At 66.5% G+C, this 23,053-nt stretch carries 18 protein-coding genes; 7 read left to right on the top strand and 11 right to left on the bottom strand.

The genetic code is table 11. The features are described from left to right. Together C662_RS15905 and ubiU are read right to left on the bottom strand one after the other, a co-directional pair. Positions 1-898, bottom strand: an 898-nt coding sequence (locus tag C662_RS15905) for a U32 family peptidase (RefSeq protein WP_002931345.1), incomplete at its 3' end; no start/stop codon positions are given. 54 nt (positions 899-952) lie between these two features. After that, positions 953-1,969, bottom strand: coding sequence for a ubiquinone anaerobic biosynthesis protein UbiU (ubiU, locus tag C662_RS15900; RefSeq protein ID WP_002931343.1), 1,017 nt, complete (start codon positions 1,967-1,969; stop codon positions 953-955). A gap of 204 nt (positions 1,970-2,173) precedes the next feature. On the opposite strand from ubiU, the gene pomA reads away from it, so the two are divergent. Then, on the top strand, positions 2,174-2,932 hold the full coding sequence (pomA, locus tag C662_RS15895) for a flagellar motor protein PomA (RefSeq protein WP_002931341.1): 759 nt from the start codon (positions 2,174-2,176) through the stop codon (positions 2,930-2,932). A 10-nt stretch (positions 2,933-2,942) separates the two neighbouring features. Beyond that, positions 2,943-3,836 (top strand): flagellar motor protein MotB, encoded by an 894-nt coding sequence (locus tag C662_RS15890; protein WP_002931340.1) that lies wholly within the window; start codon positions 2,943-2,945, stop codon positions 3,834-3,836. Positions 3,837-3,860: 24 nt separating this feature from the next. Here C662_RS15890 and C662_RS15885 read toward each other — a convergent pair whose 3' ends face one another. The 4 genes from C662_RS15885 to ubiB all read right to left on the bottom strand — a co-directional run bounded on the left by C662_RS15885 (position 3,861) and on the right by ubiB (position 11,028). Then, positions 3,861-5,546 carry a hypothetical protein gene (locus C662_RS15885; protein WP_002931337.1) on the bottom strand — a complete coding sequence of 562 codons (1,686 nt, stop codon included), beginning with the start codon at positions 5,544-5,546 and terminating at the stop codon, positions 3,861-3,863. 46 nt (positions 5,547-5,592) lie between these two features. Beyond that, positions 5,593-7,053, bottom strand: coding sequence for a sodium:solute symporter family protein (locus C662_RS15880; protein ID WP_002931334.1), 1,461 nt, complete (start codon positions 7,051-7,053; stop codon positions 5,593-5,595). A 121-nt stretch (positions 7,054-7,174) separates the two neighbouring features. Next, entirely contained in the window at positions 7,175-9,394 is a 2,220-nt protein-coding gene (rocD, locus tag C662_RS20665) for an ornithine--oxo-acid transaminase (protein WP_002931325.1), read from the bottom strand. A 104-nt stretch (positions 9,395-9,498) separates the two neighbouring features. Next, on the bottom strand, positions 9,499-11,028 hold the full coding sequence (gene ubiB, locus C662_RS15870; RefSeq protein WP_002931323.1) for a ubiquinone biosynthesis regulatory protein kinase UbiB: 1,530 nt from the start codon (positions 11,026-11,028) through the stop codon (positions 9,499-9,501). Positions 11,029-11,198: 170 nt separating this feature from the next. On the opposite strand from ubiB, the gene argS reads away from it, so the two are divergent. The 4 genes from argS to C662_RS15850 all read left to right on the top strand — a co-directional run bounded on the left by argS (position 11,199) and on the right by C662_RS15850 (position 14,731). Further along, a complete protein-coding gene (gene argS, locus C662_RS15865) occupies positions 11,199-12,962 on the top strand; it encodes an arginine--tRNA ligase (RefSeq protein ID WP_002931315.1) in 1,764 nt (587 codons plus the stop codon). Positions 12,963-12,978: 16 nt separating this feature from the next. Next, entirely contained in the window at positions 12,979-13,572 is a 594-nt protein-coding gene (locus tag C662_RS15860; protein WP_002931314.1) for an SPOR domain-containing protein, read from the top strand. 74 nt (positions 13,573-13,646) lie between these two features. Continuing rightward, positions 13,647-14,279, top strand: coding sequence for a thiol:disulfide interchange protein DsbA/DsbL (locus tag C662_RS15855; RefSeq protein WP_002931313.1), 633 nt, complete (start codon positions 13,647-13,649; stop codon positions 14,277-14,279). Further along, positions 14,276-14,731, top strand: coding sequence for a PilZ domain-containing protein (locus C662_RS15850; protein WP_002931312.1), 456 nt, complete (start codon positions 14,276-14,278; stop codon positions 14,729-14,731). The genes C662_RS15855 and C662_RS15850 overlap by 4 nt, the downstream gene beginning before the upstream one ends. Before the next feature lie 71 nt (positions 14,732-14,802). On the opposite strand, the gene C662_RS15845 is transcribed toward C662_RS15850, so the two are convergent. After that, positions 14,803-17,409 (bottom strand): TRAP transporter permease, encoded by a 2,607-nt coding sequence (locus C662_RS15845; protein WP_002931311.1) that lies wholly within the window; start codon positions 17,407-17,409, stop codon positions 14,803-14,805. Between the two features lie 111 nt (positions 17,410-17,520). Next, positions 17,521-18,489 carry a TAXI family TRAP transporter solute-binding subunit gene (locus C662_RS15840; RefSeq protein ID WP_002931309.1) on the bottom strand — a complete coding sequence of 323 codons (969 nt, stop codon included), beginning with the start codon at positions 18,487-18,489 and terminating at the stop codon, positions 17,521-17,523. A 266-nt stretch (positions 18,490-18,755) separates the two neighbouring features. Here C662_RS15840 and C662_RS15835 point away from each other — a divergent pair, with 266 nt between their 5' ends. Then, entirely contained in the window at positions 18,756-19,592 is an 837-nt protein-coding gene (locus tag C662_RS15835) for a helical backbone metal receptor (RefSeq protein WP_002931308.1), read from the top strand. Here C662_RS15835 and C662_RS15830 read toward each other — a convergent pair. From C662_RS15830 to C662_RS15820, 3 genes are read right to left on the bottom strand one after another with little or no spacing between them, the layout of a single operon-like run. Then, complete coding sequence (locus C662_RS15830; protein ID WP_002931307.1) at positions 19,570-20,007, bottom strand: putative toxin-antitoxin system toxin component, PIN family; 438 nt, start codon at positions 20,005-20,007, stop codon at positions 19,570-19,572. The genes C662_RS15835 and C662_RS15830 overlap by 23 nt on opposite strands. Positions 20,008-20,067: 60 nt before the next feature. Then, positions 20,068-21,891, bottom strand: coding sequence for a class I poly(R)-hydroxyalkanoic acid synthase (phaC, locus tag C662_RS15825; protein ID WP_002931306.1), 1,824 nt, complete (start codon positions 21,889-21,891; stop codon positions 20,068-20,070). 33 nt (positions 21,892-21,924) lie between these two features. Continuing rightward, positions 21,925-22,938, bottom strand: coding sequence for an MBL fold metallo-hydrolase (locus C662_RS15820; RefSeq protein ID WP_002931305.1), 1,014 nt, complete (start codon positions 22,936-22,938; stop codon positions 21,925-21,927). Positions 22,939-23,053 lie beyond the last annotated feature (115 nt).

Here is a 23,053-nt window from a genome sequence, read left to right as displayed (position 1 = left end):
ATTGTTCGGCACCGGCGCGGCCGTGCCAGAAGCCGTTGCAGGGCGCCTCGATCATCAGTGCGCGGCTTGCCGCGAGGGCTTCGGCGGGCGAACGCTGGGCATCGATGGTGGTGCGGAACAGTTCGACGATGGCGCGCGTGTTGGCGCCCTGTGGGCTGATGCGCAGGACTTCGGCGTTGCCACGTACCGCGGCGAGGTCGCCGAGCAGGTTATGCACCCGTGCCGACTGCGTCTGCACGCCGTTCAGGGTCAGGAAGGGTTCGCCTTCGCGGGTGCGCAGCGTGATGCCGTCCATGATCGACAGACAGCGGAACTCGCAGGTGTCCTTCTGCAGGTTGAAGTGGCGGGCGGTGAAGCAGCGCGCCGAATGCGCGAGCGGCAGGCGGCCGTAGGCGAAGACCTCGGTTTCGATCGGGGCTGCGAGCGCTTCGCGCACCTCGGCAAGCGCGGCACCCGACATCTCCGGGGCGACGGCCCAGCGCGTGGCGCCCGAGTCGATCATCAGCTGCAGCGTGTTCGGGTTGAAGATGTTCAGTGTGGGGCCAGCGACCCAGTCGGTGATGCCGGCCTCGGCGAGCAGTCGCACCGCGCCCATGTCGTTGGCCTCGACGCGGAAGCCGGTCTCGCCCTCGCTGTGCTGGCGCACGATGCGGCGCAGTACCTTGAGGTCGGATTCGGATTCGATCAGGCCCTGGGTACTGATGACCACTTCCTTGCCGGCCGCGGCGAGCACCTTGCCGACCTCGAGCCAGTCGTCGAGGCGCAGTTCGTGGCGGCGCGAGCACACCGTCTCGCCCAGGTAGACGCTGTCGATCGGTGCTTCGACCATGTCGGCGTAGAAGTCGAGCACGCTCTGGTGCGGCCAGTAATAGAGCAGGGGGCCGAGGGCGAGTTTCATCGGGCGGGTCTCAGTTCGTTCGGGTGATGCGGTGCGAGGCGGCTTGCGCGACGCTCACTTCCACGGGCGGTAGTAGGCGCCCAGCGTATGGCTCTGGCCTTCGGAGACCTTGTTGAGCTCGGCCATCCACGCCGGCAGCACTGCGAAGCCTTCGGCGCCGCCGGCCTTGAGCTTGTCGAGCGCGGCGCGCCACACCTTGGTGACCTGGGCGACATAGGCTGGGCTGCGCTGGCGGCCTTCGATCTTGATCGCACGGATGCCGATGCGGGCGAGCTCGGGCAGCAGTTCGAGCGTGTTGAGGCTGGTCGGCTCCTCGAGCGCGTAGTAGGTCTCGTCGTTGACCTCGAAGCGGCCCTTGCACAGGGTCGGGTAGCCGGCGCGCTCACCGTCGGCGAAACGGTCGATGAGGATGCCGTTGAGGCGCGTCTCCATGCCGCGCGGCGTGTCTTCCCAGCGTACGTGCTTGCCCGGCGAGCAGGCGCCATTGCAGTTGGGCGACTCGCCGGTGGCGTACGCCGACAGCGCACAGCGGCCCTCGACCATCACGCACAGGCCGCCGAAGCCGAAGACCTCGATCTCGACCGGTGTGTTGGCGACCACGCTCTCGACCTGGGCCATGGACAGCACGCGCGGCAGCACCGCGCGCTGGATACCGAAGCGCTCATGGTAGTAGTTGATCGCCTCGTAGCTGGTGGCCGAGCCCTGCACCGACAGGTGCAGGCGCAACTGCGGATGCGTTCTGGCGGCGTAGGCCATAAGACCGGGGTCGGCGAGGATCAGGGCATCGAGACCGAACTCGGCAGCGCGGTCGATGGCCTGCGTCCAGCTCGGCCAGTTGCCGGTCTGCGGATAGGTGTTGAGTGCGAGCAGCACCTTCTTGCCACGGGCGTGGGCGTAGGCGATGCCTTCGCGCATCTGCGGCGGGTCGAAGTTGAGGCCGGTGAAGTTGCGCGCGTTGGTGGCGTCCTTGAAGCCGAGATAGACGCAGTCTGCGCCGTGGTCGACGGCGGTTTTCAGGGCGGGGAGGCTGCCGGCTGGGCAGACGAGCTCGATCGTATTGGGTGCGGACATTGGCGGCCGGGCGGGCAGGGAAGAACCCGGGCACCATAGTGCGTGGTCGCTGAGGTGGCTTTGACGAGTGTCAAACGCCCGTTGTGCAGCATCGTGCGGTGCGCAAAAAAACCTTATGATTCGGGCCAATGACATTCGGCCGCGATGGCGTCTGCACAAAGTGGTGCAGGCGCGCATCGGTGTGCTCAACGCAATGGAGCGTGCGTGGATCTTGCAACACTGATCGGGCTGCTGGGCTCGCTGGGCATTGTCGTCTCGGCCATCGTGCTCGGTGCGTCGGCAATGATCTTCCTCAATGGACCATCCTTGCTCATCGTTGTCGGCGGCAGCCTGTTCGTCGTACTCAGCAAGTTCACGCTGCAGCAGTTCCTCGGCGCGTTCAAGGTGGCGGCGAAGGCGTTCAAGTTCCGCCTGCCCGACACCGAGGAGGTCATCAAGGAGGTGATGGAGGTTGCGCAGGTGGCGCGCAAGGAGGGCATGCTGGCGCTCGAGAGCCGGCCCTCTTCCATCCCTTTCTTCCAGCAGGGCATCCAGCTCATGATCGACGGCCAGGCACCCGAGACGGTGCGCGAGATCCTGCAGAAGGAGCGCCTTCTCACGCTCGAGCGCCATCGCTGGGGGGCAAAGGTGTTCAGCGCCATGGGTGACGTCGGCCCGGCGATGGGCATGATCGGGACCCTCATCGGCCTGGTGCAGATGCTGTCGAACATGGAAGACCCGAAGTCGATCGGCCCGGCGATGGCGGTGGCGCTGCTGACCACGCTGTATGGCGCGATGATGGCAACGATGATCTTCCTGCCCATGGCGGACAAGCTCAACCTGCGCATGACCGAGGAGGCACGCCTCAACGCGATGCTCATCGATGCGATCTCGGCGATCCAGAACGGCACCAATCCGCGCGTGATCGAGACCCTGCTCACGAGCTACCTGCCGCCCGCCAAGCGCAAGTCCGAAGGCGGCTGAGGGCGCGCACATGGACATGCCCGAGGAGGAGAAGGCCGGCATCCCCGCCTGGGTGATGACATTTGCCGACCTGATGTCGCTGCTCATGTGCTTTTTCGTGCTCCTGCTCTCGTTTGCCGAGATGGATGCGATGAAGTTCAAGCAGATCGCCGGCGAGCTCACCAAGGCCTTCGGTGTGCAGCGCGATGTGCCGGCGATCGAGTCGCCGATGGGGACGACGCCGATCTTCGACAAGTTCTCGCCGGGGCCGCCCAAGCCCACCCCGATAGATACCGTGCGGCAGGAGACCTCCAAGGAGGATCCCAAGCTCAAGACCTACACCTCCAACGCGAGCAACGAGGCGATGGTGCGCGAGGTGTCCGAGCGCCAGGTCAGCAAGAGTGCCGACGAATTGCGCAAGACGCTCGAGAAGGAGCTCGGCCAGGGCACGCTCCAGCTCGACGAGGAGAAGAAGCGCATCGTCATCCGTATCGAGGAGCGCGGCGCCTTTCCGTCCGGCTCGGCTGACCTCGCGCCGGCATTTGCCGACGTGGCGCGCAGGATCGGCGAGTCGCTGGCCGATATCCCGGGGGAGATCGCGATCGAGGGTCATACCGACGACATCCCGATCAGCACTGCGCGTTTCCGCTCCAACTGGGATCTGTCGGCAGCGCGCGCCTCATCAGTGGCGAACGCGCTGCTCGCGACTGGCACCGTCGCGCCGGGACGGCTGCGTGTGCATGGCTTTGCCGAGACGCGTCCGCGGGTCGAGAACACGTCGGCAGCCCTACGCGCGCAGAATCGGCGGGTCGAGATCGTGATCGACATGTCCGGGCCGATCGAGGTGCTGGAGAACCGGGCGCGCCAGCTGATCGGTGGCGGCCATTCCGAGTTGCTGCCCTTCATGGGCTGGCAGGCGGAATAGCCCTATGGCCCTCCGAGGCCGGGCTCAGCGCCGCAGGGCCTGAGTCAGACGGGTGAACTCGGCGCCAAAGTGGCGAATCATGTGCTTGAATTCCGCATGGCGGTTGGCGTCGAGCACGGGGTCGGCGTCGCCGCCGTCGGCCCAGATCACGCCAACCGGACGATCACCGAGGTGGATGGCGCCAAGCAGGAAGCCCGCCGGCCGCACATGCGCGCGCAGGACCTCGGGGAGTTGGCGGCGACCGGCCGCGAGCCGTGTGCGGTCGATGCAGGTAGATCCCGCCGCGTGGCGGAACAGGCGTGCGAGCAGGTTGTCGTCACCCGCAGGCACCCAGAGGGCTTTCGCATTGTCCTCGGGGGCAAAACCGTAGGCGAAGTAGCAGCTCAGGCGGTCTGCGGCAGAGGCTTTCAGGAACAGCAGGCAGCGCGCAAGGCCAAGGCCTTGCTCAAGCGTGTGCGCCGTGTCCGCAAAGAACGCGCGCAGGTCGCGATAGCGGCCGTGCTGGCAGTTCTGCATGAAGGCCTCGATGATCTCGGTGACAGGCGCACCGCCGATGCCGCCATGGGCCTTGGGCTGCGTCGCCTTGGGTGCTGCGCTTGAAGGCTCGTCGGCCTGTGTCTCGCCTTCTAGCCTCGTTGTCACCAGTCGGGTGCGGTCGTCGCCGGCGTGTTGTGAGCGAGCATGCCATCCGTCAGTGTGCGCGTCGCTGTCAGCCGATCGCGCGGCCGCTCGGCTTGCGGGCATCTGCGCGCCGGGGCTGCGCGGTGGCGGTGGCGGCCAGAAAAAGCGCTCGCATGCGACCGGGCGATGGTCGATGAACGCAGCGGCATGGCTGATGCGTACTGCGACGCGCCGCGTGCTTGCGACGATTTCGTCGAGCGGCAGGTTCGTCATCGCCGACGCAGCGTGCAGCAGTGTCGTGGTGTGGCCACCATACCAGTTGTCATGTGTCGCCCAGGCGATGAGGTGGGCAAGGACGGCATCCGCGCCGCGCTGGTGCAGATAGCGGGCGAGTGCGATCGGCAGCTCGGGGGCCATGCCCCCTTGCCAGGCGTAGCGGCCCGCGTGTGCAAGCATGGTGCCCGCCCTGTCCATGATCGTCGTCAGCGCCGGGCTCGCCGGCAGGCCAAGATCCTGCAGGTGGGCAGCGTTCAGTTCGACGGGGGAGCAGCCTAGCAGTGCCTCCTCCACCCGCGCACGCCGCTCGCCGGCCGCGGCGCGCGCCTCGATCTCCTGGTGCAGTTCGGGGGCGGCGAGGGGGAGCTTCCAGCGCGCCACGCCGAGCAACAGCGTCAGCCATTCGAGATACTCGGCATGCTCGCCGCCGTGGTGGTGCGCCCAGTCGGCCTGCAGGACACGGCCGAACTGGCTCGTTGCCATCGCCCGTACCGCCTCGTGCCGGGCAGCGGCGCTTGCATCCAGGCCCTGGTCAGTACACCGTCTGGCCAGGGCCTGGACCTTGTCGACGCCAAGCATGTTGAGCGCATGCTGAAGGCCTTGCACCTCGCCGTCGATGCGCGGTTCGCGGGCGGCGAGCAAGATGACCTCGAGCGCAAGCGGGATGTCGCCGTGCAGCATGGTGCGCAGCGTGTCCATGCCGATCCCGGGGTCGAGCAGGGTCTCGAGCGCCTGTGCTGTCGACAGCACAGGCATGCGCACGGCGGCCAGTTCGCGCCGCCAGTAGTCCAGCCCCTTGGCCGTGCCATTCATGACTGCCGCCCCCTTGGCCTGGCCTCAGGACGCGCTGGCCGTGGGGTCAACGCGCGGTGTGGTAGGTGCCTGCGGCGGCGCGATGACCACCGACCTGCGGCCTGTGGTGCGTCTTGGGGCCGATCAGGCCGCCGACCAGCATGCCGAGCGCGCTTGCCGCCAGGCCGTAGAGCTGGGGCTCGACGTCGCCCTCGGTGACGAAGATCTCCAGCAGTAGCCAGGTCGACAGGCCGAGGATGATGGCCAGCGCTGCCCCCAGGTTGTTGGCGCGCTTCCAGAACAGGCCGGCGGCCAGGGGCACGAAAGCGCCGGCCAGCGTTACGCGATAGGCGCTCTCGACCATGTGGTGGATGGTGGCCTCTGTGGTGGTGGCGTACCAGGTCACGAGGACGGTGAACACCACCACGGTGACCCGCGTGCTGAGCAGGAAGGCGCGGTCGCTCATGCCCGGGATGAAGCCGCGCAGCACGTTCTCGGAGAAGGTCACCGAGGGCGCGAGCAGGGTGCCCGAGGCGGTGCTCATGATCACCGACAGCAGGGCGCCAAAGAAGATCACCTGGGCGAAGAAGGGCATGTGCTGGAGGATCAGCGTGGGCAGGATGAGCTGCGAGTCCTGCTCCATCAGGCGCTCGACCATGCCGGGGTCGATGATGTTGGCGGTATAGGCGAGGAACAGCGGCACCGCAGCAAAGAAGAAGTAGCTCACACCCCCCAGTGTGGTACCCCATACGGCGACGCGCTCGTTCTTCGACGAGTTGACACGCTGGAAGACGTCCTGCTGCGGGATCGAGCCCAGCGCCATGGTGGCGAAGGCAGCGAACCAGGCGATCATGTCGATGAGGTCGAGGGAAGGCAGCCACTCGAACTTGCCCTCGGCCGCGGCCTTGGCGATGACGAGTTCGAAGCCGCCAGCCTTGTCGCCGGCAAGCCAGGTGACCCACACCAGGCCGATCACGATCACGATCATCTGCACGAAGGTGGTCAGTGCCACCGACCACATGCCGCCGAACAAGGTATAGACCAGCACGACGGCGGCGCCGATCAGCATGCCCTCGTTCATGCTCACGACGTCGTTCGACAATACATTGAACACCAGTCCGAGCGCGGTGATCTGCGCCGCTACCCAGCCAAGGTAGGACAGCACGATGCAGATCGACAGCACGAGCTCGGTCGTGCGGTTGTAGCGCATGCGGAAGAAGTCGCCCAGCGTGAGCAGGTTCATGCGGTAGAGCGGGCGGGCGAAGATGAGGCCGAACAGGACCAGGCAGGCTGCCGCGCCCAGTGGGTCGGAGATCAGCCCACGGAAGCCTTCGTCCAGGAAGGTGGCCGAGATGCCGAGCACGGTCTCGGCGCCGAACCAGGTTGCGAACACCATCGCCAGCACGATGTACATCGGCAGGTTGCGACCCGCAGTGATGTAGTCGCGCGCATTGTGTACCCGGGTGGCGGCATACAGTCCGATGCCGATGGAAATGACCAGATAGGCGACGACAAGCCAGAGCAGCATCAGGGAGCCCTTCGTTGAGGCGCACGCACGCGCACGGTTGGAAAAACAGGCGCGAGTTTAGCAACAGGAGGCGTTGCGATGGGGGGCGAATGTGGTCGATCCGTGCGCGAACACGCCTGCTTCATTGCAGATCTGCAACGCTGTCGGCGAGCCGTGTCCGTTTCGCCGCGAACGCACGCAGCGTGGTCACGATGGTGGTGATCGCCTGCTCCAGCGTCTCCTCGTCGATGATCAGCGGTGGCGCCAGGCGCAGCACGTTGCCGTTGGTGTCGCGAGTGGCGATGGCGTGTGCGAGCAGGCGCTCGGCAATGGCGCCGGCGTCGGCGAAGTTCGGCTCGAAGGCGACCCCGACCAGCAGGCCCCGGCCACGGATCGCGCGCACGCCGGGCAGGTCCGCGTCGCGCAGGGACTGGATCAGGTGTGTGCCGAGCCGCTCGGCGCGCTCCCAGGGCCGGAGCTGTTCGAGCAGCGCCAGCACTTCGGTGCCTACGGCAGCTGCCAATGGGTTGCCGCCGAAGGTCGAGCCATGGTCGCCGGGGCCGAACACGTCCATGAGCGCGCGATCGGCAAGGAAGGCCGATACCGGCAGCAGTCCGCCGCCCAGGGCCTTGCCCAGGATGAGTCCGTCGGCACGCACGCCCTCGTGGTCGCAGGCGAGCAGGCGCCCGGTACGGCCGAGGCCGGTTTGCACCTCGTCGGCGATCAGCAACACCTTGTGCCGGCGGCAGATCTCGGCGCATCGGGACAGGTAGCCAGCCGGCGGCACCACGATGCCGCCCTCGCCCTGGATCGGCTCGACCAGAAAGGCAGCAGTGTCGGGGGTGATTGCCGCTTCGAGGGCGTCGGCGTCGCCGAAGGGGATGCGTTCGAGCCCCGGCGGGAAGGGGCCGAAGCCGGCGCGATAGTGCGCATTGGAGGAGAGTCCGACGATGGCGATGGAGCGGCCATGGAAGTTGCCATCGCAGGCGATGATGCGGGCCTTTCCGGGGGCGATGCCCTTGACCTGGTAGCCCCATTTGCGTGCCGCCTTCAAGGCCGTCTCCACGGCTTCCAGGCCGGTATTGACGGGCAGGGCACGCTCATAGCCGAAGGTCGCGCACAGGCGCTCGAGGAAGACCGGCAGACGGTCGCTGGAGAAGGCGCGCGAGGTCAGCGCCAGGCGCTGGGCCTGCTCGGTGAGGGCCTGGACCAGGCGCGGGTGGCTGTGGCCGAAGCTCACTGCCGAGTAGGCGCTCATCATGTCAAGGTAACGCCGGCCGTCGGTGTCCCACAGCCAGACGCCCTCGCCGCGCTGGAACACGGCGGGGAGCGGGGCGTAATTGGCGGCGCCGTAGCGGCGTTCCTTCTCGCGCAGCCAGGCGGTCGATGGGCCGAGCGCAGCAGCGGCAAGCTCGCGTACCCAGCGCATGCCGCTGCCGTCGGCATCCAGTTCGGGACGGTATTCGACGATCTCCAGCGCGATGAAGTCGGCGCAGGCGCGCAGACTGAACAGGCAGTCGGTGAGCGCACGGGGTGCCAGGCCGCCGGGCTCGGGGCAGCTCACCGCCGGGAAATGGCCCGGATCGAGGGCGTCGAGGTCGAGGCTGACGCCGAAGCCCGCCTGCTCGTCTGCGCGCACGATGCTCAGTGCATCGCAGAACACGGCCGCCAGACCGCGCTGCGCAATCTCCTCCATGTCGAAGATGCGCACGCCCAGACGCCTGAGCAGGTCGCGCTCCTCGGCCTCCCAGGCGCGTGCGCCGAGCACGCAGGTGCGCGCGGGATCCAGCGTCGGCCCGGGGATGTCGCACAGTTGCGGGTGGCCGACCCCCAGCAGCGCAGCCAGAGGCATGCCGTGGATGTTGCCGGAGTGGGTGCTGGTGTCGGTGTGGCTGTCGAGGTGGGCGTCGATCCACAGCAGCCCGGGGGAGCGTCCGCAGCGTCGGCCTACGCCTCGCCAGGTGCCTGCGGCGATTGCATGGTCACCACCGAGCACGAGCGGGAAGCTGCCGGGTGGCACTGCTGCCACATGGTCGGCGAGGCGACGGGCAAAGCGGCCATTGTCGTCGAGGCGCCGGGCCATGTCGGCGACTTCCGTGCTCTCGGCAGTGCTTGCCGGATCGGCTCCTGTCTGAGCTGCCGCCTGTGCAGGTACGCCGGCAGCGAGGGGGCGCAGGGTCTCGAGCCAGTCGACGCCGAGTCCGATTGCGTGCAGATGGGCGCAAAGGCCACCGCTTTGCAGACTGTCGGGGCTGGCCGCCGTACCTGGGGCAGGGGCGCCGAGCGCGCTCGCGGCGCCGATCACCCGGATCATCGAGTGAGGTACGTGCGGCGCCATGCCATCCATGCGTGTCGTCGTCATTACGGCACCTCCATGCATCCTGGTCGCGCCCGCACGCGGCGGGCCGAATCATGTGTGCATGAGTTGGATGCGGGGGCGCCCGATTCGTTCAGCCTCCGCTCGGCTCAGCCCAGCAGGCGATGCAGCTCGAGGCCGAGCAGGGTGGCTGCGACCGCGCCGACCAGCAGCAGCAGGCGGGTGAGCCGGCGCTGGCCGGCTGCCAGGTCGTCCAGGCGCTGCTGTTGCGCGCTCTGCTGGCGGCCGGATTCGGTCAGCGCATGGTGCACCAGGCGAGGCAGCTGCGGCAGCGTGCCGGCCCAGGCCGGTGCTTCTTCCTTGACGCCGCGCACCAGCGCACGCATGCCCATGCGCTCATCCATCCAGCGCTCCAGGAAGGGCTTGGCGGTCTTCCACAGGTCGAGCTCGGGGTCGAGCTGGCGGCCGAGGCCTTCGATGTTGAGCAGGGTCTTCTGCAGCAGCACGAGCTGGGGCTGCACTTCCATCTCGAAACGGCGTGCGGTCTGGAACAGGCGCAGCAGGGTCTTGCCGAAGGAGATGTCCTTGAGCGGCTTGTCGAAGATCGGCTCGCACACGGTGCGGATCGCGGCCTCGAACTCGTCCACGCGCGTCTTCGCCGGCACCCAGCCGGCTTCGATGTGGGCAAGCGCCACGCGCCGGTAGTCGCGCTTGAAGAAGGCGAGGAAGTTGGTGGCGAGGTAGTTCTTGTCCACCTCGTTGAGCGTGCCCATGATGCCGAAGTCGAGCGCGATGTAGCGCCCGTCGCGGTGCACGAAGATGTTGCCCGGGTGCATGTCGGCATGGAAGAAGCCGTCGCGGAACACCTGGGTGAAGAAGATCTCCACGCCGGCGCGCGACAGCGCCGACAGGTCGGTGCCCTGGGCGAGCAGCGCGGGCGTCTGCGAGATCGGCACGCCGCGCATGCGCTCCATCACCATGACCTTGCTGCCGCACCAGTCCCAATGCACTTCGGGCACGATGAGCAGCGAGGACTCCGTGAAGTTGCGCCGCAGTTGCGAGCAGTTGGCGGCTTCGCGCATCAGGTCGAGTTCGTCGTGCAGGTACTTGCTGAACTCGGCGACGACCTCGCGCGGCTTCAGGCGACGGCCCTCGGGCCAGATCTTCTCGAGCAGCACGGCAGCGACCTCGAGCAGCGCAAGATCGTGCTCGATCACGCGCTCGATGCCGGGGCGCAACACCTTGACGGCGACCTCGGTGCCGTCGGGCAGGAGGGCGAAGTGCACTTGCGCCACCGAGGCAGAGGCGACCGGGGTTCGCTCGAAGTCGTCGAAGACCTCGTCGATCGGTTTGCCGTAGAAGCCCTCCAGTACCGCCAGCGCCTGCTCGGTGGGGAAAGGGGGGACGCGGTCCTGCAGCAGCGCCAGCTCGTCGGCGAGGTCGGGGGGCAGCAGGTCGCGCCGGGTGGACAGCATCTGGCCGAACTTGACGAAGATCGGTCCCAGCGACTCGAGCGCCTGGCGAAGGCGTGCGCCGCGCGGCTGGGAAAACGTCCGCCAGAAGAAGATCGTATGCCATATGCGTTCAAGGCGTCCGCTGCTGTCGGCGTCGAGGACCATGCGGTCGAGGCCGAAGCGCAGGCTCACGGAGACGATCTTGGCGAGGCGGAAGAGGCGCACGTTGGGAAGCCGGGCAGACGCAAACCCGGGACTTTAGCCGGAAAGCGACGGCGGGGGAACGCCGCCTGTGCGTGACGCCTGCCACGGCGCGCAATCTGCGCTCACATCCTCGACCGGGCCCGAGGCTGCCTTCCGCTATAATCGCGCGTTTCGAATCCATCCCGAGTGCCATGAGCGCCGACCCCAAAGTCCTGTTGACCGACCTGCTCAAGACCGCGCTGAAGAGCGTGGCGCCCGACCTGGTCGATACGCCCATCCTGCTGGAGCGCCCGAAGCAGGCGAGCCACGGTGATTTCGCCACCAACCTCGCGCTGCAACTGGCCAAGCCGCTCAAACGCAATCCGCGCGAGCTCGCTGGTCTGCTGCTCGCCGAGCTTCCGGCCTCGAAGCTGGTCGAGAAGGCGGAGGTTGCCGGAGCCGGTTTCATCAACTTCACCCTGGCCGCAAGCGCCAAGACAGCGGTCGTGCGCGAGGTGCTTGGCAAGGGCGCGGGGTTTGGCCGTGGCGACGTCAAGGGCGTCAAGGTGCAGGTCGAATTCGTCTCCGCCAACCCGACCGGCCCGCTTCATGTCGGCCACGGCCGCGGTGCGGCCTACGGCGCCTCGTTGTCGGACGTGCTGGCGTTTGCCGGCTATGACGTCACCCGCGAGTATTACGTCAACGACGCCGGACGCCAGATGGACATCCTGGCGCTGTCGACCTGGCTGCGCTACCTGGCTTTCTTCGGTATCGAGATTCCGTTCCCGCCGAATGCCTACCAGGGCGACTACGTGATCGACATGGGCCGTGAGATGCGCGACGCGCATCAGGATCGCTTCGCCAGGGTCAGCGCCGAGCAGATCCTCGCCGGCACCCCCGGCCTGCCGCCGGCCGATCGCAAGGACGACGAGGCCAAGCAGCAGCGCGAGGAGCACCTCGACGCGCTGATCGCCAACGCCAAGCGCTTGCTGGGCGAGGATTACCCCTGGGTGCATGGCTTCGCGCTCAACGAGCAGCTCGGCGATGGCCGCGAGGACCTGCAGGAATTCGGCGTGCGTTTCGACAAGTGGTTCTCCGAGCAGAGCCTGTTCGACACCGGCCTGGTCGAGCGCGCGGTCGCTCAGCTCGAGAAGCAGGGTCACATCTACCTGCAGGACGGCGCGAAGTGGTTCCGCTCCACCGCTTTCGGTGACGAGAAGGACCGCGTCGTGCAGCGCGAGAACGGTCTGTACACCTACTTCGCTTCTGACATCGCCTACCACCTCAACAAGTACGAGCGCGGCTTCGATCGCGTCATCGACATCTGGGGTGCCGACCACCACGGCTACATCCCGCGCGTGAAGGGCGCCATCGCCGCGCTCGGCCTGCCGCCCGAGAAGCTCGAGGTGGCGCTGGTGCAGTTCGCAGTGCTGTACCGCAACGGCCAAAAGACCTCGATGTCCACCCGCTCGGGTGAGTTCGTCACCCTGCGCGAGCTGCGCCGCGAAGTCGGCAACGACGCCTGCCGCTTCTTCTACGTGCTGCGCAAGTCCGATCAGCACCTGGATTTCGACCTCGATCTTGCCAAGAGCCAGAGCAACGAGAATCCGGTGTACTACGTGCAGTACGCCCATGCCCGGGTGTGCTCGGTGCTCAACCAGTGGGGTGGCGAGGCGGTCGAGCTGGCCGCGGCCGATCTCGGTCTGCTGCAGAACGAGCGTGAGCTTGCCCTGTGCGCCCGTCTGGCGAGCTTCCCCGAGCTGGTGCAGAACGCGGCTGCGGATTACGCACCGCACCAGATCGCCTTCTACCTCAAGGATCTCGCTGCCGACTTCCACAGCTGGTACAACGCCGAGCGCATGCTGGTCGAGGACGAGGCGCTCAAGCTCGCCCGCCTGGCGCTTGCCGCCGCGGTGCGCCAGGTGCTCGTCACCGGCCTGAAGATGCTGGGCGTGTCCGCGCCCGAGTCGATGTGATGCGGGGAGCGCAATCGTGAGTCGAGACCGCAAGCCGGCGCGTGCCGCCCGCGCGCCGGCCAGGAGCGCCGGCGGGACGCTGATCGGCATTTTCATCGGCTTGGTCTTCGGTGCGCTGATCGCAGCCGGTGCCGCCTGGTACTTCACCCGTGCCAACCCTTTCCAGCCCGCGCCGGTCGCGCCGCGCGTGCAGGCGCCCGACAACGGCCCCGCCGCCTTGCCGGGCAAGCCGGGCGATCGCCCGGTGGTCAAGCAGGATTTCGAGTTCTACCGCATCCTCCCGCAGGGTGAGAACGTGCCGGCCCAGGCCCCGACCCCGACCACCCCGCCGACCCTCCAGGCGCCGGTCGAGGATGCAGTCGCGCGACCGGTCGAGCGTCTGTACCTGCAGGTCGGAGCATTCGAGAATCCGAGCGAGGCCGACAATCTGAAGGCCCGCCTGGCCCTGTCCGGCATCCAGGCCAGCGCCCAGCGCGCCCAGCTCGAAGATGGGCGGGTGGTGCATCGGGTCCGGATCGGCCCCTTCGCGCGCCCGGAAGACATGAACCCGATGCGCGCGCGTCTGGCCGAGGCCGGCTTCAATGCCTCGGTAAGCCGCGGCAACCCTTGATCTCCAGATGTGGCGGCCGGGAACGCCCGGCACACCGCAGCGTCTGATTGACCTGACAGCCAACGGAGCACAGCATGAATCGTCGTGATGCACTCAAACTCAGCGCCCTCGCCCTTGCCTTGCCGACCGCATCCGTGAGCTGGGCGCAGAGCCCGTTCACCGTGTTGAATCCGCCGCAGAAGGGGGATGATCCGAGCAAGATCGAGGTCGTCGAGTTCTTCCACTACGGCTGCCCGCACTGCCGTGATTTCGATCCGCTGATCAGCGACTGGAAAAAGAAGCTCCCCGAGGACGTTTCCTTCCGCGCAGTGCCGGCGATCTGGAACAACGCGCAGCTCACCGGGCTTGCGCGGCTTTACTACGCGGCCGAGGTGTCAGGTCAGCTCGACGCCATTCACGGTGCGGTGTTCGTGGCCGTTCAGGAGGAAAAGCGCCCGCTGTTTACCGAGGAGCAGGTGCGTGAGTGGGTGAGTGGCAAGGTGGCCGACCCGGCCAAGTTCATGGATGCCTACAAGTCCTTCGGGGTGAATTCGCTGGTGCAGCGCGCGGACCAGCTCGCTCGGGCGATGAAGGTCCAGGGTGTTCCCACCGTGGTCATCGATGGCACATATGTGACGTCTGCCTCGCTCAGTGGCAGCCACGTCAATACGCTCAAGGTGACGGACCAGCTCATCGCCCGTGTGCGCGAGGAGCGCAAGGGTAAATGAGCGTCGTCCAGTCGGGCGTGCCCAGTCCCGCTCAGCCGTCGGCGGGTGAGTCCGGTGAGGACAGCGGCGAGCGCAGGCGCATCCAGCGCTTCCTTGCGCTGCGCCGTGGCGAGCCCTGCTTCTGGGTCGATATCGACGGCCTGGGCCGCCGGGCCTTGCGCGACATCTCGGTTGAGGGCTTCTCGGTCGGTGCCGAAGCCGGCTTGGCCGAGGGGGCCTTGTTCGGCTTCGTGCTGCATCGAGAGGGGGTGCCTGATCTGATCAGGGGGCGCGCCCAGGTCGTCAATTGCATCGCCGCGACGGCGCAGGCGGGTTGCCGCTTCGTTGCGCTCGAGGGCGAGGATCGTGAGCGCCTGCACGACTGGCTGATCGCCCTGGTCATCATGAACGCAAGCGTGCGCATCACCGAGAAGGATGCGGCGGCAATCGTCGATGGCCCTTCGCTGATCTGAGCGCCCGCGCTTACTGCACATGAAAAGGCCGCCCGCTCCAACCGGAGGGGCGGCCTTTCTGCGTAGCGGGCTCAGGCCTCGGCTTCGGTTTCCCGGCGCCGCTGTCTGGGTTTCTGCATTGCATAGACCAGGCCCAGGAGCACGAAGGCCGGGACGAACATCCACTCCTTGGCGGGGCGCTCACCCGAGGGCAGCTCGATCGTCGTGATGGTGAAGCCCTGCTCGAGGCCCAGCTTCTCCGCCTGGCTGCCGAAGCGCACCGCGGCGATCTGGACATCGTCGCCAAGGGACATCACGGTCAGGCCCATCGCGTTGAGCCGTTCGCGTGCCGGGCCGCGCTCGCCCAGCGGCAGCAGCACACCCTTGGAGATGTCGCGGCCTTCCAGGCTCATGCCTTCGATCCATATCCGCAGCTTGCCGTTGCGCGGTGCCTCCTCCACCAGCCGGCTGAGCTCGGTTGGCGCGACCTCGTCGTAGGGCGGATAGAGCATGTCCATCCAGAACCCGGGCCGGAACAGGGTGAAGGTGACCAGCAACAGCAGGATGGTCTCGTGGATGCGGTTCCTGGCGATGAAGAAGCCCTGGGTCGCCGCGGCGAACATCATGCTTGCCACCGTGGCGGTGACGATCGTCAGCACGAGCTGGAAGCTGCTGTCGATGCCGATCAGCAGCAATTGCGTGTTGAAGATGAACATGAAGGGCAGTACTGCGGTGCGCAGGCTGTAGCCGAATGCGGTGAGGCCGGTGCGTATCGGGTCGCTCTTGGCGATGCCGGCCGCGGCATAAGAGGCCAGGCCCACAGGCGGCGTCACGTCGGCCATCAGACCGAAGTAGAACACGAACAGGTGCACCGCGATCAGCGGCACCAGCAGCCCGCTCTGCGCCCCCAGCTCGACGATCACCGGCGCCATCAGCGACGACACCACGATGTAGTTCGCCGTGGTCGGTAGCCCCATGCCGAGGATCAGGCAGATGACTGCGACCAGCACCAGCATGATCATCAGGTTGCCGCCCGAGAGTACCTCGACCAGCTCCGTCATCGCCAGGCCGATCCCGGTCAGGGTCACTGTGCCGACGATCACGCCTGCGGTGGCGGTGGCGATGCCGATGCCGATCATGTTGCGCGCGCCGGTGACAAGACCCGACAGCAGGTCGTGGAAGCCCTGGCGGGTTGCGGCGCCGAGCGCACCGGTGCCGCGGAACAACGCGAACAGCGGGCGCTGGGTGACGAGAATGAACATCAGGAACAGCGTCGCCCAGAATGCCGACAGCGCGGGCGAGAGCTGCTCGACCATCAGGTTCCAGATCAGCGCTGCTACCGGCAGCAGGAAGTGCAGGCCGGACTTGAGCGTGGGGCCGATCTCGGGCAGGTACTCCATGGTCTCGCCCGGCTTCTCGAGGTGCAGTTCGGGGTACTTCGCGCCATGGCGGACAATGAAGATGTAGGCAATGAGCATCAGCACGCCGACCACGATGAAGGCGCCGTCGCCAAAGAGGTCCTTGATCCAGCCAAAGCCCCAGTAGATTACCGCGGACAGGATCACCAGCCCGGAGAAGGTCATCAGCGTCGTGATCACCGCCTTCTGCCAGGGCAGCGGCTCGCGTCGCGGCAGGCCCTTCAGGTCCATCTTCAGGGCCTCGAGGTGCACGATGTAGAACAGCGCGATGTACGAGATCAGCGCGGGCAGGATGGCGTGCTTCATCACCTGCACGTAGGTGATGCCGACGTACTCGACCATGAGGAAGGCCGCGGCGCCCATCACCGGGGGCATGATCTGGCCGTTGACCGAGGAGGCGACCTCGACCGACGCCGCCTTGTCGGCACGGTAGCCCACACTCTTCATGAGCGGGATCGTGAAGGTGCCGGTGGTGACCACGTTGGCGATCGACGAGCCGGAGATCAGGCCGGTGCTGGCCGATGCGACCACGGCGGCCTTGGCCGGACCGCCGCGCATGTGGCCGAGAAGCGCGATCGCCGACTTGATGAAGTAGGCGCCCGCGCCTGCGGTCTCGAGCAGCGCACCGAACAGCACGAACAGGAAGATGAAGCTGGTCGACACGCCGAGTGCCACGCCGAACACGCCCTCGGTGGTCAGCCACATGTGGCTCATGCCCTTGGCCAGCGAGGCGCCGCGGTGGGCGATCACGTCCGGCATGTACGGGCCGAAGAAGATGTAGCACAGGAACACGACGGCGAGGATCACCATCGGCAGGCCAAGTGCGCGGCGCGCGGCCTCGAGCAGCAGGGTGAGGCCGACCACGGCGGTGGCAATGTCCATGTCGGTGGGCAGGCCGGGGCGGGTCGACAGCTCGCGGTAGAACAGGAACAGGTAGGCCGCACAGTAGGCCCCTGCGCCGGCGAGGATCCAGTCCTGGATCGGCACGCGGTCGCGTGGCGAGCGCTTGAGCGCGGGGTAGGCAGCAAAGGCCAGGAACACGGCGAAGGCGAGATGGATTGCACGTGCCTCGGTGTCGTTGAACACGAACACGCCTAGCGAGAAGGGCAGCGGCGAGGCAATCCAGAGCTGGAACAGCGACCATGCCAGCGCCACCACGAGCAGCACGTTGGCGGTCAGGCCGGTGGGCTTGCGTCCGCCGGTATCGGCTTCGGCAACGATTTTCTGCAGTTCTTCGTCGGACAGCTCGAAGTTGTCCTTGTTGTCATTTTTGCGGGTCATGAGCAGCGCCCCTCGAAGTCGGATCGGAGACGACAACGGCGGGGGGCTGGGCGCCCGCCGCCGTTGTCTGAAGAGCATCCGGCACCGCCCGAAGGGTGCCGGCCGGCGGACTTACATCCAGCCCTTCTCCTTGTAGTACTTCACCGCACCCTCGTGCAGCGGGGCCGACAGGCCGTCCTTGATCATGTGCGCGGGATCGAGGTTGGCGAAGGCAGGGTGCAGCTTCTTGAAATCCTCGAAGTTCTCGAACACGGCCTTGACCATCGTGTAGACGGTGTCAGCCGGTACCTTGGCCGAGGTCACGAAGCTCGCCACCACGCCGAAGGTTTCAGCCGGATCGGGGTTGTTGGCGTACATCCCGCCCGGAATCGAGACCTTGGCGAAATAGGGGTGCTCAGCCACAAGCTTGTCCACGCCGGCTCCGGTGATCGACACCAGCTTGGCGCCGCAGGTCGTGGTCACGTCCTGGATGTTCGCCGCCGGGTGGCCGACAACGAAGGCAAAGCCGTCGATCTTGTTGTCGCACAGCGCCGAGCCATGCTCATCCGGGCGCAGCTCGGACACCAGCGAGAAGTCCGAGGTCGACATGCCGATCGCGGGCAGCAGCATGTCCATCGTGGCGCGTTGACCCGACCCCGGGTTGCCGACGTTGAAACGCTTGCCCTTGAAGTCTTCCATCTTCGCGACACCGGCTTCCTTGCGGGCGAGGATGGTGAGCGGCTCAGGATGCAGCGAGAACACCGCGCGCAGGTCGGACACGGCGCCACCTTCGGCGAACTGTGCCTTGCCGTTGATGGCGTTGAACTGCACGTCGGACTGGGCGACGCCGAAGTCGAGCTCGCCAGCCTTGATGGTGTTTACGTTGTATACCGAGCCGCCGGTGCTCTCCACCGAGCAGCGCAGGCCGTGCTGGGCGCGGTCCTTGTTGATCAGACGGCAGATTGCGCCGCCTGCGGCGTAATAGACGCCTGTGACCCCACCGGTGCCGATGGTGACGAACTTCTGCTGCGCCTGGGCCGGTGCGGCACCGAGGGTGCCGACGAGGGCAAAGGCAGCGGCAATGGCGGTCAGTTTCTTCATGGATTCCTCCTGGGTCGTGTCAACGAGGGTGAGAGCGTGGTCGCCCGTACGTGCAGGGGGTGTCCGTCACGAGGGCGTGCGCGGCAGGACACCAGATCATGGCGTGACAGGCTGTCGATCGGCCAACGCAAGAGCCGACAGCTTTTCACAACCTGCGTTTCGGCGCTAGTCGGGTTTCCCGCAGGGCGCAGTGGAGCGCGCTTTGAGGCGTACTACAATGCGCTGCCGGATGTGGAGGACATACGTTGATTGCACAGCAGCCAGGAGTGACGAGGAGGGAGGCTTGGGACGACGATGGCGGGCAGCGCCATGAACGGGCGGACGGTGGTGCGCGCATCGTGTCGCTGGTGCCCTCGCTCACCGAGCTGCTGTTTGCGCTCGGCCTTGGCGGGCAAGTGGTCGGTCGCACGGGGTTCTGTGTGCACCCGCGCGAAGCGCTGCGTGCGGTGCCGAAAGTAGGGGGCACCAAGGACGTCCGGCTGGAGCGAATTCGCGAGCTCGAGCCCACCCATGTGCTGGTCAACATCGACGAGAACAGGCGTGAGACGGTGGACGAGCTTGCCGCCTTCGTGCCCCACATCGTCGTCACGCATCCCTGCTCCCCGCAGGACAACTTGCGCCTCTTCGATCTGCTGGGCGGGGTGTTCTCGGCCGCGCAGCGTGCAGCGCTGCTTGCCGCCGAGTTGCGCGCAGCCCTCGACGAGGCTGCTGCGCTGCGTGCGGAGCTCGATGATGAGCGCGTTCTTTATCTGATCTGGCGCGAGCCGTGGATGACGGTGGCGCGTGACACCTATATCGCGGCGACGCTCGCCGAGGTCGGTTGGGAGACCCTGCCGGCGCGCCATGGCGGTGCGCAGGGCGCAGCGCGCTACCCCGCCTTCGAGTGGGGTGAGCCCTGGCTCGCGCAGGTGGAGCGCGTGCTGCTGTCGAGCGAGCCCTACAGGTTTCGCGACCTGCATGTGACCGAAGTTGCCGGTCTGTCCGCCCTCCCGGCGCAGCTCGTCGACGGCGAGATGGTTTCCTGGTACGGCAGTCGGGCCGCGGAGGGGCTGCGCTACCTGTGTGCCCTTCGCCGCAGCCTCAGGGAGCAAGCTGGCGGCTGAACGCCTCGGGCGTGACGATGGCGAGAAGGCCGGAGATACCGCGCCTGCGCGCCATCTTCAGCAGTGCGCGGTCGCGTGTGAGCAGGTGGGTCGCGCCGGCGCCCACGGCCAGTTCGAGGAACTTCTGGTCATCGGGATCCTTGCAGGCCGGCAGTGTCGGGGCAGGCGGCATCGCGATCTCGCGAATCCGTCCGCGGTAGGCCGACAGCAGTGCTTCGCGGGCCTCGAGGCCCTGGCCGAACTGGGCGTAGCCGAGCACGGCACGCAACTCGCCGAGCGTGTCTGCACACGCCAGCAGAGGCGGCCGGCTGCGTTCGATCCAGTCGCGCAGCGCGGCGAGCGCTGGGTCGCGGAACATCCACAGTGCGAGCACGGTATTGGTGTCGAGTACCAGGCGGACGTCTGGATGCGTCATCGGGTCGATCGTCAACGAAAAAGGGGAGGGTTCCCCCTCCCCGGAGTGGCTAGGCAAGGCTCAGGCGGCAGCCTTGGCGTCCACGCGGATCTTCACGAAGCTGCCAGGAGCGTCCTCGATCGGCTTGATCTTGCCCTTGGCCGGATCGCGCGCCTCGACCTGTTCGCCGTCATGCGACGTGACCCAGGCTTGCCAGTCGGTCCACCAGGAGCCCGGGTGCTGCTGCGTGCCTTCGAACCAGGCGTCCGCGGTTTCGGCCAGCTTGGCAGCCGGGTTGACCCAGTAGCCGTACTTGTTGGCGGCAGGCGGGTTGACGATGCCGGCAATGTGGCCGGAACCGCCGAGCACGAAGCGCACCGGGCCACCGAAGCGGCGCGCACCCATGTAGGTGCTCTTCCACGGTGCGATGTGGTCTTCGATCGTGGAGATGAAGTAGCACGGCACCTTGATCTTGCCGAGGTCGATCGGCACGCCGTCGATCTCGATGCCGCCCGGCTCGATGAGGCGGTTCTCCATGTACATCCTGCGCAGGTAGAAGCTGTGCATGGTCGCCGGCATGCGCGTGGAGTCGGAGTTCCAGTACAGCAGATCGAACGGGAAGGGGTCCTTGCCCATCAGGTAGTTATTGACCACGAAGGACCAGATGAGGTCGTTGGCGCGCAGCATATTGAAGGTGCCGGCCATCTCCGAACCTTCCAGATAGCCGCGCTCGAACATCTTCTTCTCGAGGCTGGTGACCTGGCCTTCGTCGATGAACACGCCGAGCTCGCCCGGATCGGTGAAATCGGTCATCGTGGTGAAGAAGGTCGCCGAGGCGATGCGCTTCTGGCGCTTGCCGGCAAGGTAGGCCAGGGTGGTGGCGAGCAGGGTGCCGCCCAGGCAGTAGCCGGCGGCGTTGACTTCCTTCTCGCCGGTCTGCTTCTCGATGGCTTCGAGTGCGGCCACGACGCCTTCCTGCACATAGGCGTCGAAGCTCTTCTCGGCCAGGCGCTCGTCCGGGTTGACCCAGGAGATCACGAATACGGTGTGGCCCTGGTCCACCGCCCACTTGATGTAGGAGTTCTTCTCGCGCAGGTCGAGAATGTAGAACTTGTTGATCCAGGGCGGAACGATCAGCAGCGGCTTCTTGAGCACCTTGTCGGTGCTCGGCGTGTACTGCAGCAGCTGCATCATCTCGGTCTGGAACACGACCTTGCCCGGCGTGGTGGCGACGTTCTTGCCCAGCTCGAAAGCCGTGGTGTCGGTCATCTTCACGCGCAGGTTGCCGCCGCCGTCCTCGACGTCGCGCAGCAGGTTGTTGAGGCCCTTGAGCAGGTTCTGGCCGTGGCTCTTGACCGTCTCGCGGAAGACCTCGGGGTTGGTCATCGCGAAGTTCGACGGCGACAGCGCGTCGATGTACTGGCGGGTGTAGAAGTTGACCTTCTTCTGGGTCTGCTCGTCGAGGCCGTCGACGCCGCTGACCGTGTCGTGGATGTGGCGCGCGGCGATCAGGTAGGACTGCTTGATGAAGTCGAACAGGAAGTGCTGCTCCCACTCCTCGTCCTTGAAACGCTTGTCGGACTTCTCGGGTGCGGCGACCGGCGCGGCATTGAGGCCGGCGAAGCGCATCATCGAGTGCTGCCACAGCGAGAAGTAGTCCCACACCAGGTTCATCTGCGCCTGGGCGAGCTTGTAGGGGTTCGACAGCAGCTTGGCCATCATGTCCATGAAGGCCTGGGCGATGCCGAGCTCGTCGGCTGGCGCAGAGACGCCTTTCTTGAGCTGGCGTTGCACATGGTCGCTGATCAGGTGCGAGGCGCGGCGCGCCACCTCGGCGTAGGTCTTGGCGACTTCTTGCGGATCGGGCAGTTCTGCCTTCTGGGGGTCGTTGCTGGGTGCAGCCATGTTGTTTGGGCTCCTGTGGTCGCGCGGGGCGGGCTAACGGCAAGTGGTGAAGCGGACCAGGCCGCTCGCATCGACCTCTCTCGAGAGTGCTCCCTGCCTCTCGAGATGGTTGAGGTGGGCAATGGCCTCCCCCATGGCGAACATGACCTGATGGGTATCGAGTTCGCGGGGAAACAGCGTCCCGAGCAGGTCGCCCGCGCTGCTGGGCGTGCTGCAAGCATTGAGCAGCGCGCCACAGCGCTCGCGGTGATGCTCGATGAGCTGGTCCACGCGGACCCTGATGCCCTTGAAAGGTTTGCCGTGCGATGGTAGCACGAGCGTGTATTCGGGCAATGTGCATAGTGCCCGTAGCGAGTCGATGAACCAGCCCAGCGGGTCGTCGTCGGGCGTGGCCGCGTAGACGCTGATGTTGGTCGAGATGCGCGGCAGCAGCATGTCGCCTGAGATCAGGATCCCGAGCTCCGCACAGTGCAGGCTCGCATGTTCCGGGGCATGACCGTGGCCGACGATGACACGCCAGTTGTGGCCGCCGATCTGCAGCTCGCTGCCGGCGAACAACCGGCTGAACGTGCCGGGCAGTTCGGGCACGCCGCGCCGGTAGGCGTTGCCACGTGCGCCAAGGGCTTCGAGCCGTGCTGCGTCGAGGCCATGGCGGCGGAACTGAGCGACCATGTCCGGTACACAGTAGCCCGGCAGCTGATGCCAGATGGCGTGGGCGGCGAGGAATTCCCCCTGTGTCATGTGGATCGTGGCACCATCGCGCGCCGCCAGCCAGGTCGCGAGGCCGAGGTGGTCGGGGTGGTGGTGGGTGACGATCACCCTGCGCACCGGGCGCGGGTCGGCAGCGAAGATCGCCGTCCATGCGGCACGCGTGTCGTCCTGTCCGTAGCCGCAGTCGATGACGGTGAGCGCGTCGCCGTCATCGAGCAGCCACAGGTTGATATGATCGAGGGCGAAGGGCAGCTTCATGCGTACCCAGCGCACGCCGGGTGCAATTTCGAGCGTGTGGCCGGCGTCGGGAAGTTGGTCGATCGGGTAGCTAAGCATGGTTCGCGTTCTTGCGCTCAGGTTGTGGTCGGGGGCGTGGCCGGTGGGTGCCGATTGAAGAATGGCCCGGAATCTGTTTAACTTTTGCGATTGTGTTGTTATTTTCAGACAAAAC

It is taken from the genome of Thauera sp. 28, assembly GCF_000310145.2.
Taxonomy (GTDB): Bacteria; Pseudomonadota; Gammaproteobacteria; order Burkholderiales; family Rhodocyclaceae; genus Thauera; species Thauera mechernichensis.
Note: the sequence above shows the minus strand (reverse complement) of the source record. Positions and strands in the feature narration are given on the sequence as shown.

Bases quoted from the DNA above. Each gene is read 5' to 3' on its own strand.
- C662_RS15880 (WP_002931334.1), bottom strand. From the start codon at position 7,053: ATGCTGCTCTGGCTTGTCGTCGCCTATCTGGTCATTTCCATCGGCATC.
- phaC (WP_002931306.1), bottom strand. From the start codon at position 21,891: ATGGCTGCACCCAGCAACGACCCCCAGAAGGCAGAACTGCCCGATCCG.
- C662_RS15845 (WP_002931311.1), bottom strand. From the start codon at position 17,409: ATGACCCGCAAAAATGACAACAAGGACAACTTCGAGCTGTCCGACGAA.
- C662_RS15850 (WP_002931312.1), top strand. From the start codon at position 14,276: ATGAGCGTCGTCCAGTCGGGCGTGCCCAGTCCCGCTCAGCCGTCGGCG.
- C662_RS15820 (WP_002931305.1), bottom strand. From the start codon at position 22,938: ATGCTTAGCTACCCGATCGACCAACTTCCCGACGCCGGCCACACGCTC.
- rocD (WP_002931325.1), bottom strand. From the start codon at position 9,394: ATGACGACGACACGCATGGATGGCATGGCGCCGCACGTACCTCACTCG.
- C662_RS15885 (WP_002931337.1), bottom strand. From the start codon at position 5,546: ATGAATGGCACGGCCAAGGGGCTGGACTACTGGCGGCGCGAACTGGCC.
- C662_RS15890 (WP_002931340.1), top strand. From the start codon at position 2,943: ATGGACATGCCCGAGGAGGAGAAGGCCGGCATCCCCGCCTGGGTGATG.
- C662_RS15855 (WP_002931313.1), top strand. From the start codon at position 13,647: ATGAATCGTCGTGATGCACTCAAACTCAGCGCCCTCGCCCTTGCCTTG.
- argS (WP_002931315.1), top strand. From the start codon at position 11,199: ATGAGCGCCGACCCCAAAGTCCTGTTGACCGACCTGCTCAAGACCGCG.
- ubiU (WP_002931343.1), bottom strand. From the start codon at position 1,969: ATGTCCGCACCCAATACGATCGAGCTCGTCTGCCCAGCCGGCAGCCTC.
- C662_RS15840 (WP_002931309.1), bottom strand. From the start codon at position 18,489: ATGAAGAAACTGACCGCCATTGCCGCTGCCTTTGCCCTCGTCGGCACC.
- C662_RS15830 (WP_002931307.1), bottom strand. From the start codon at position 20,007: ATGACGCATCCAGACGTCCGCCTGGTACTCGACACCAATACCGTGCTC.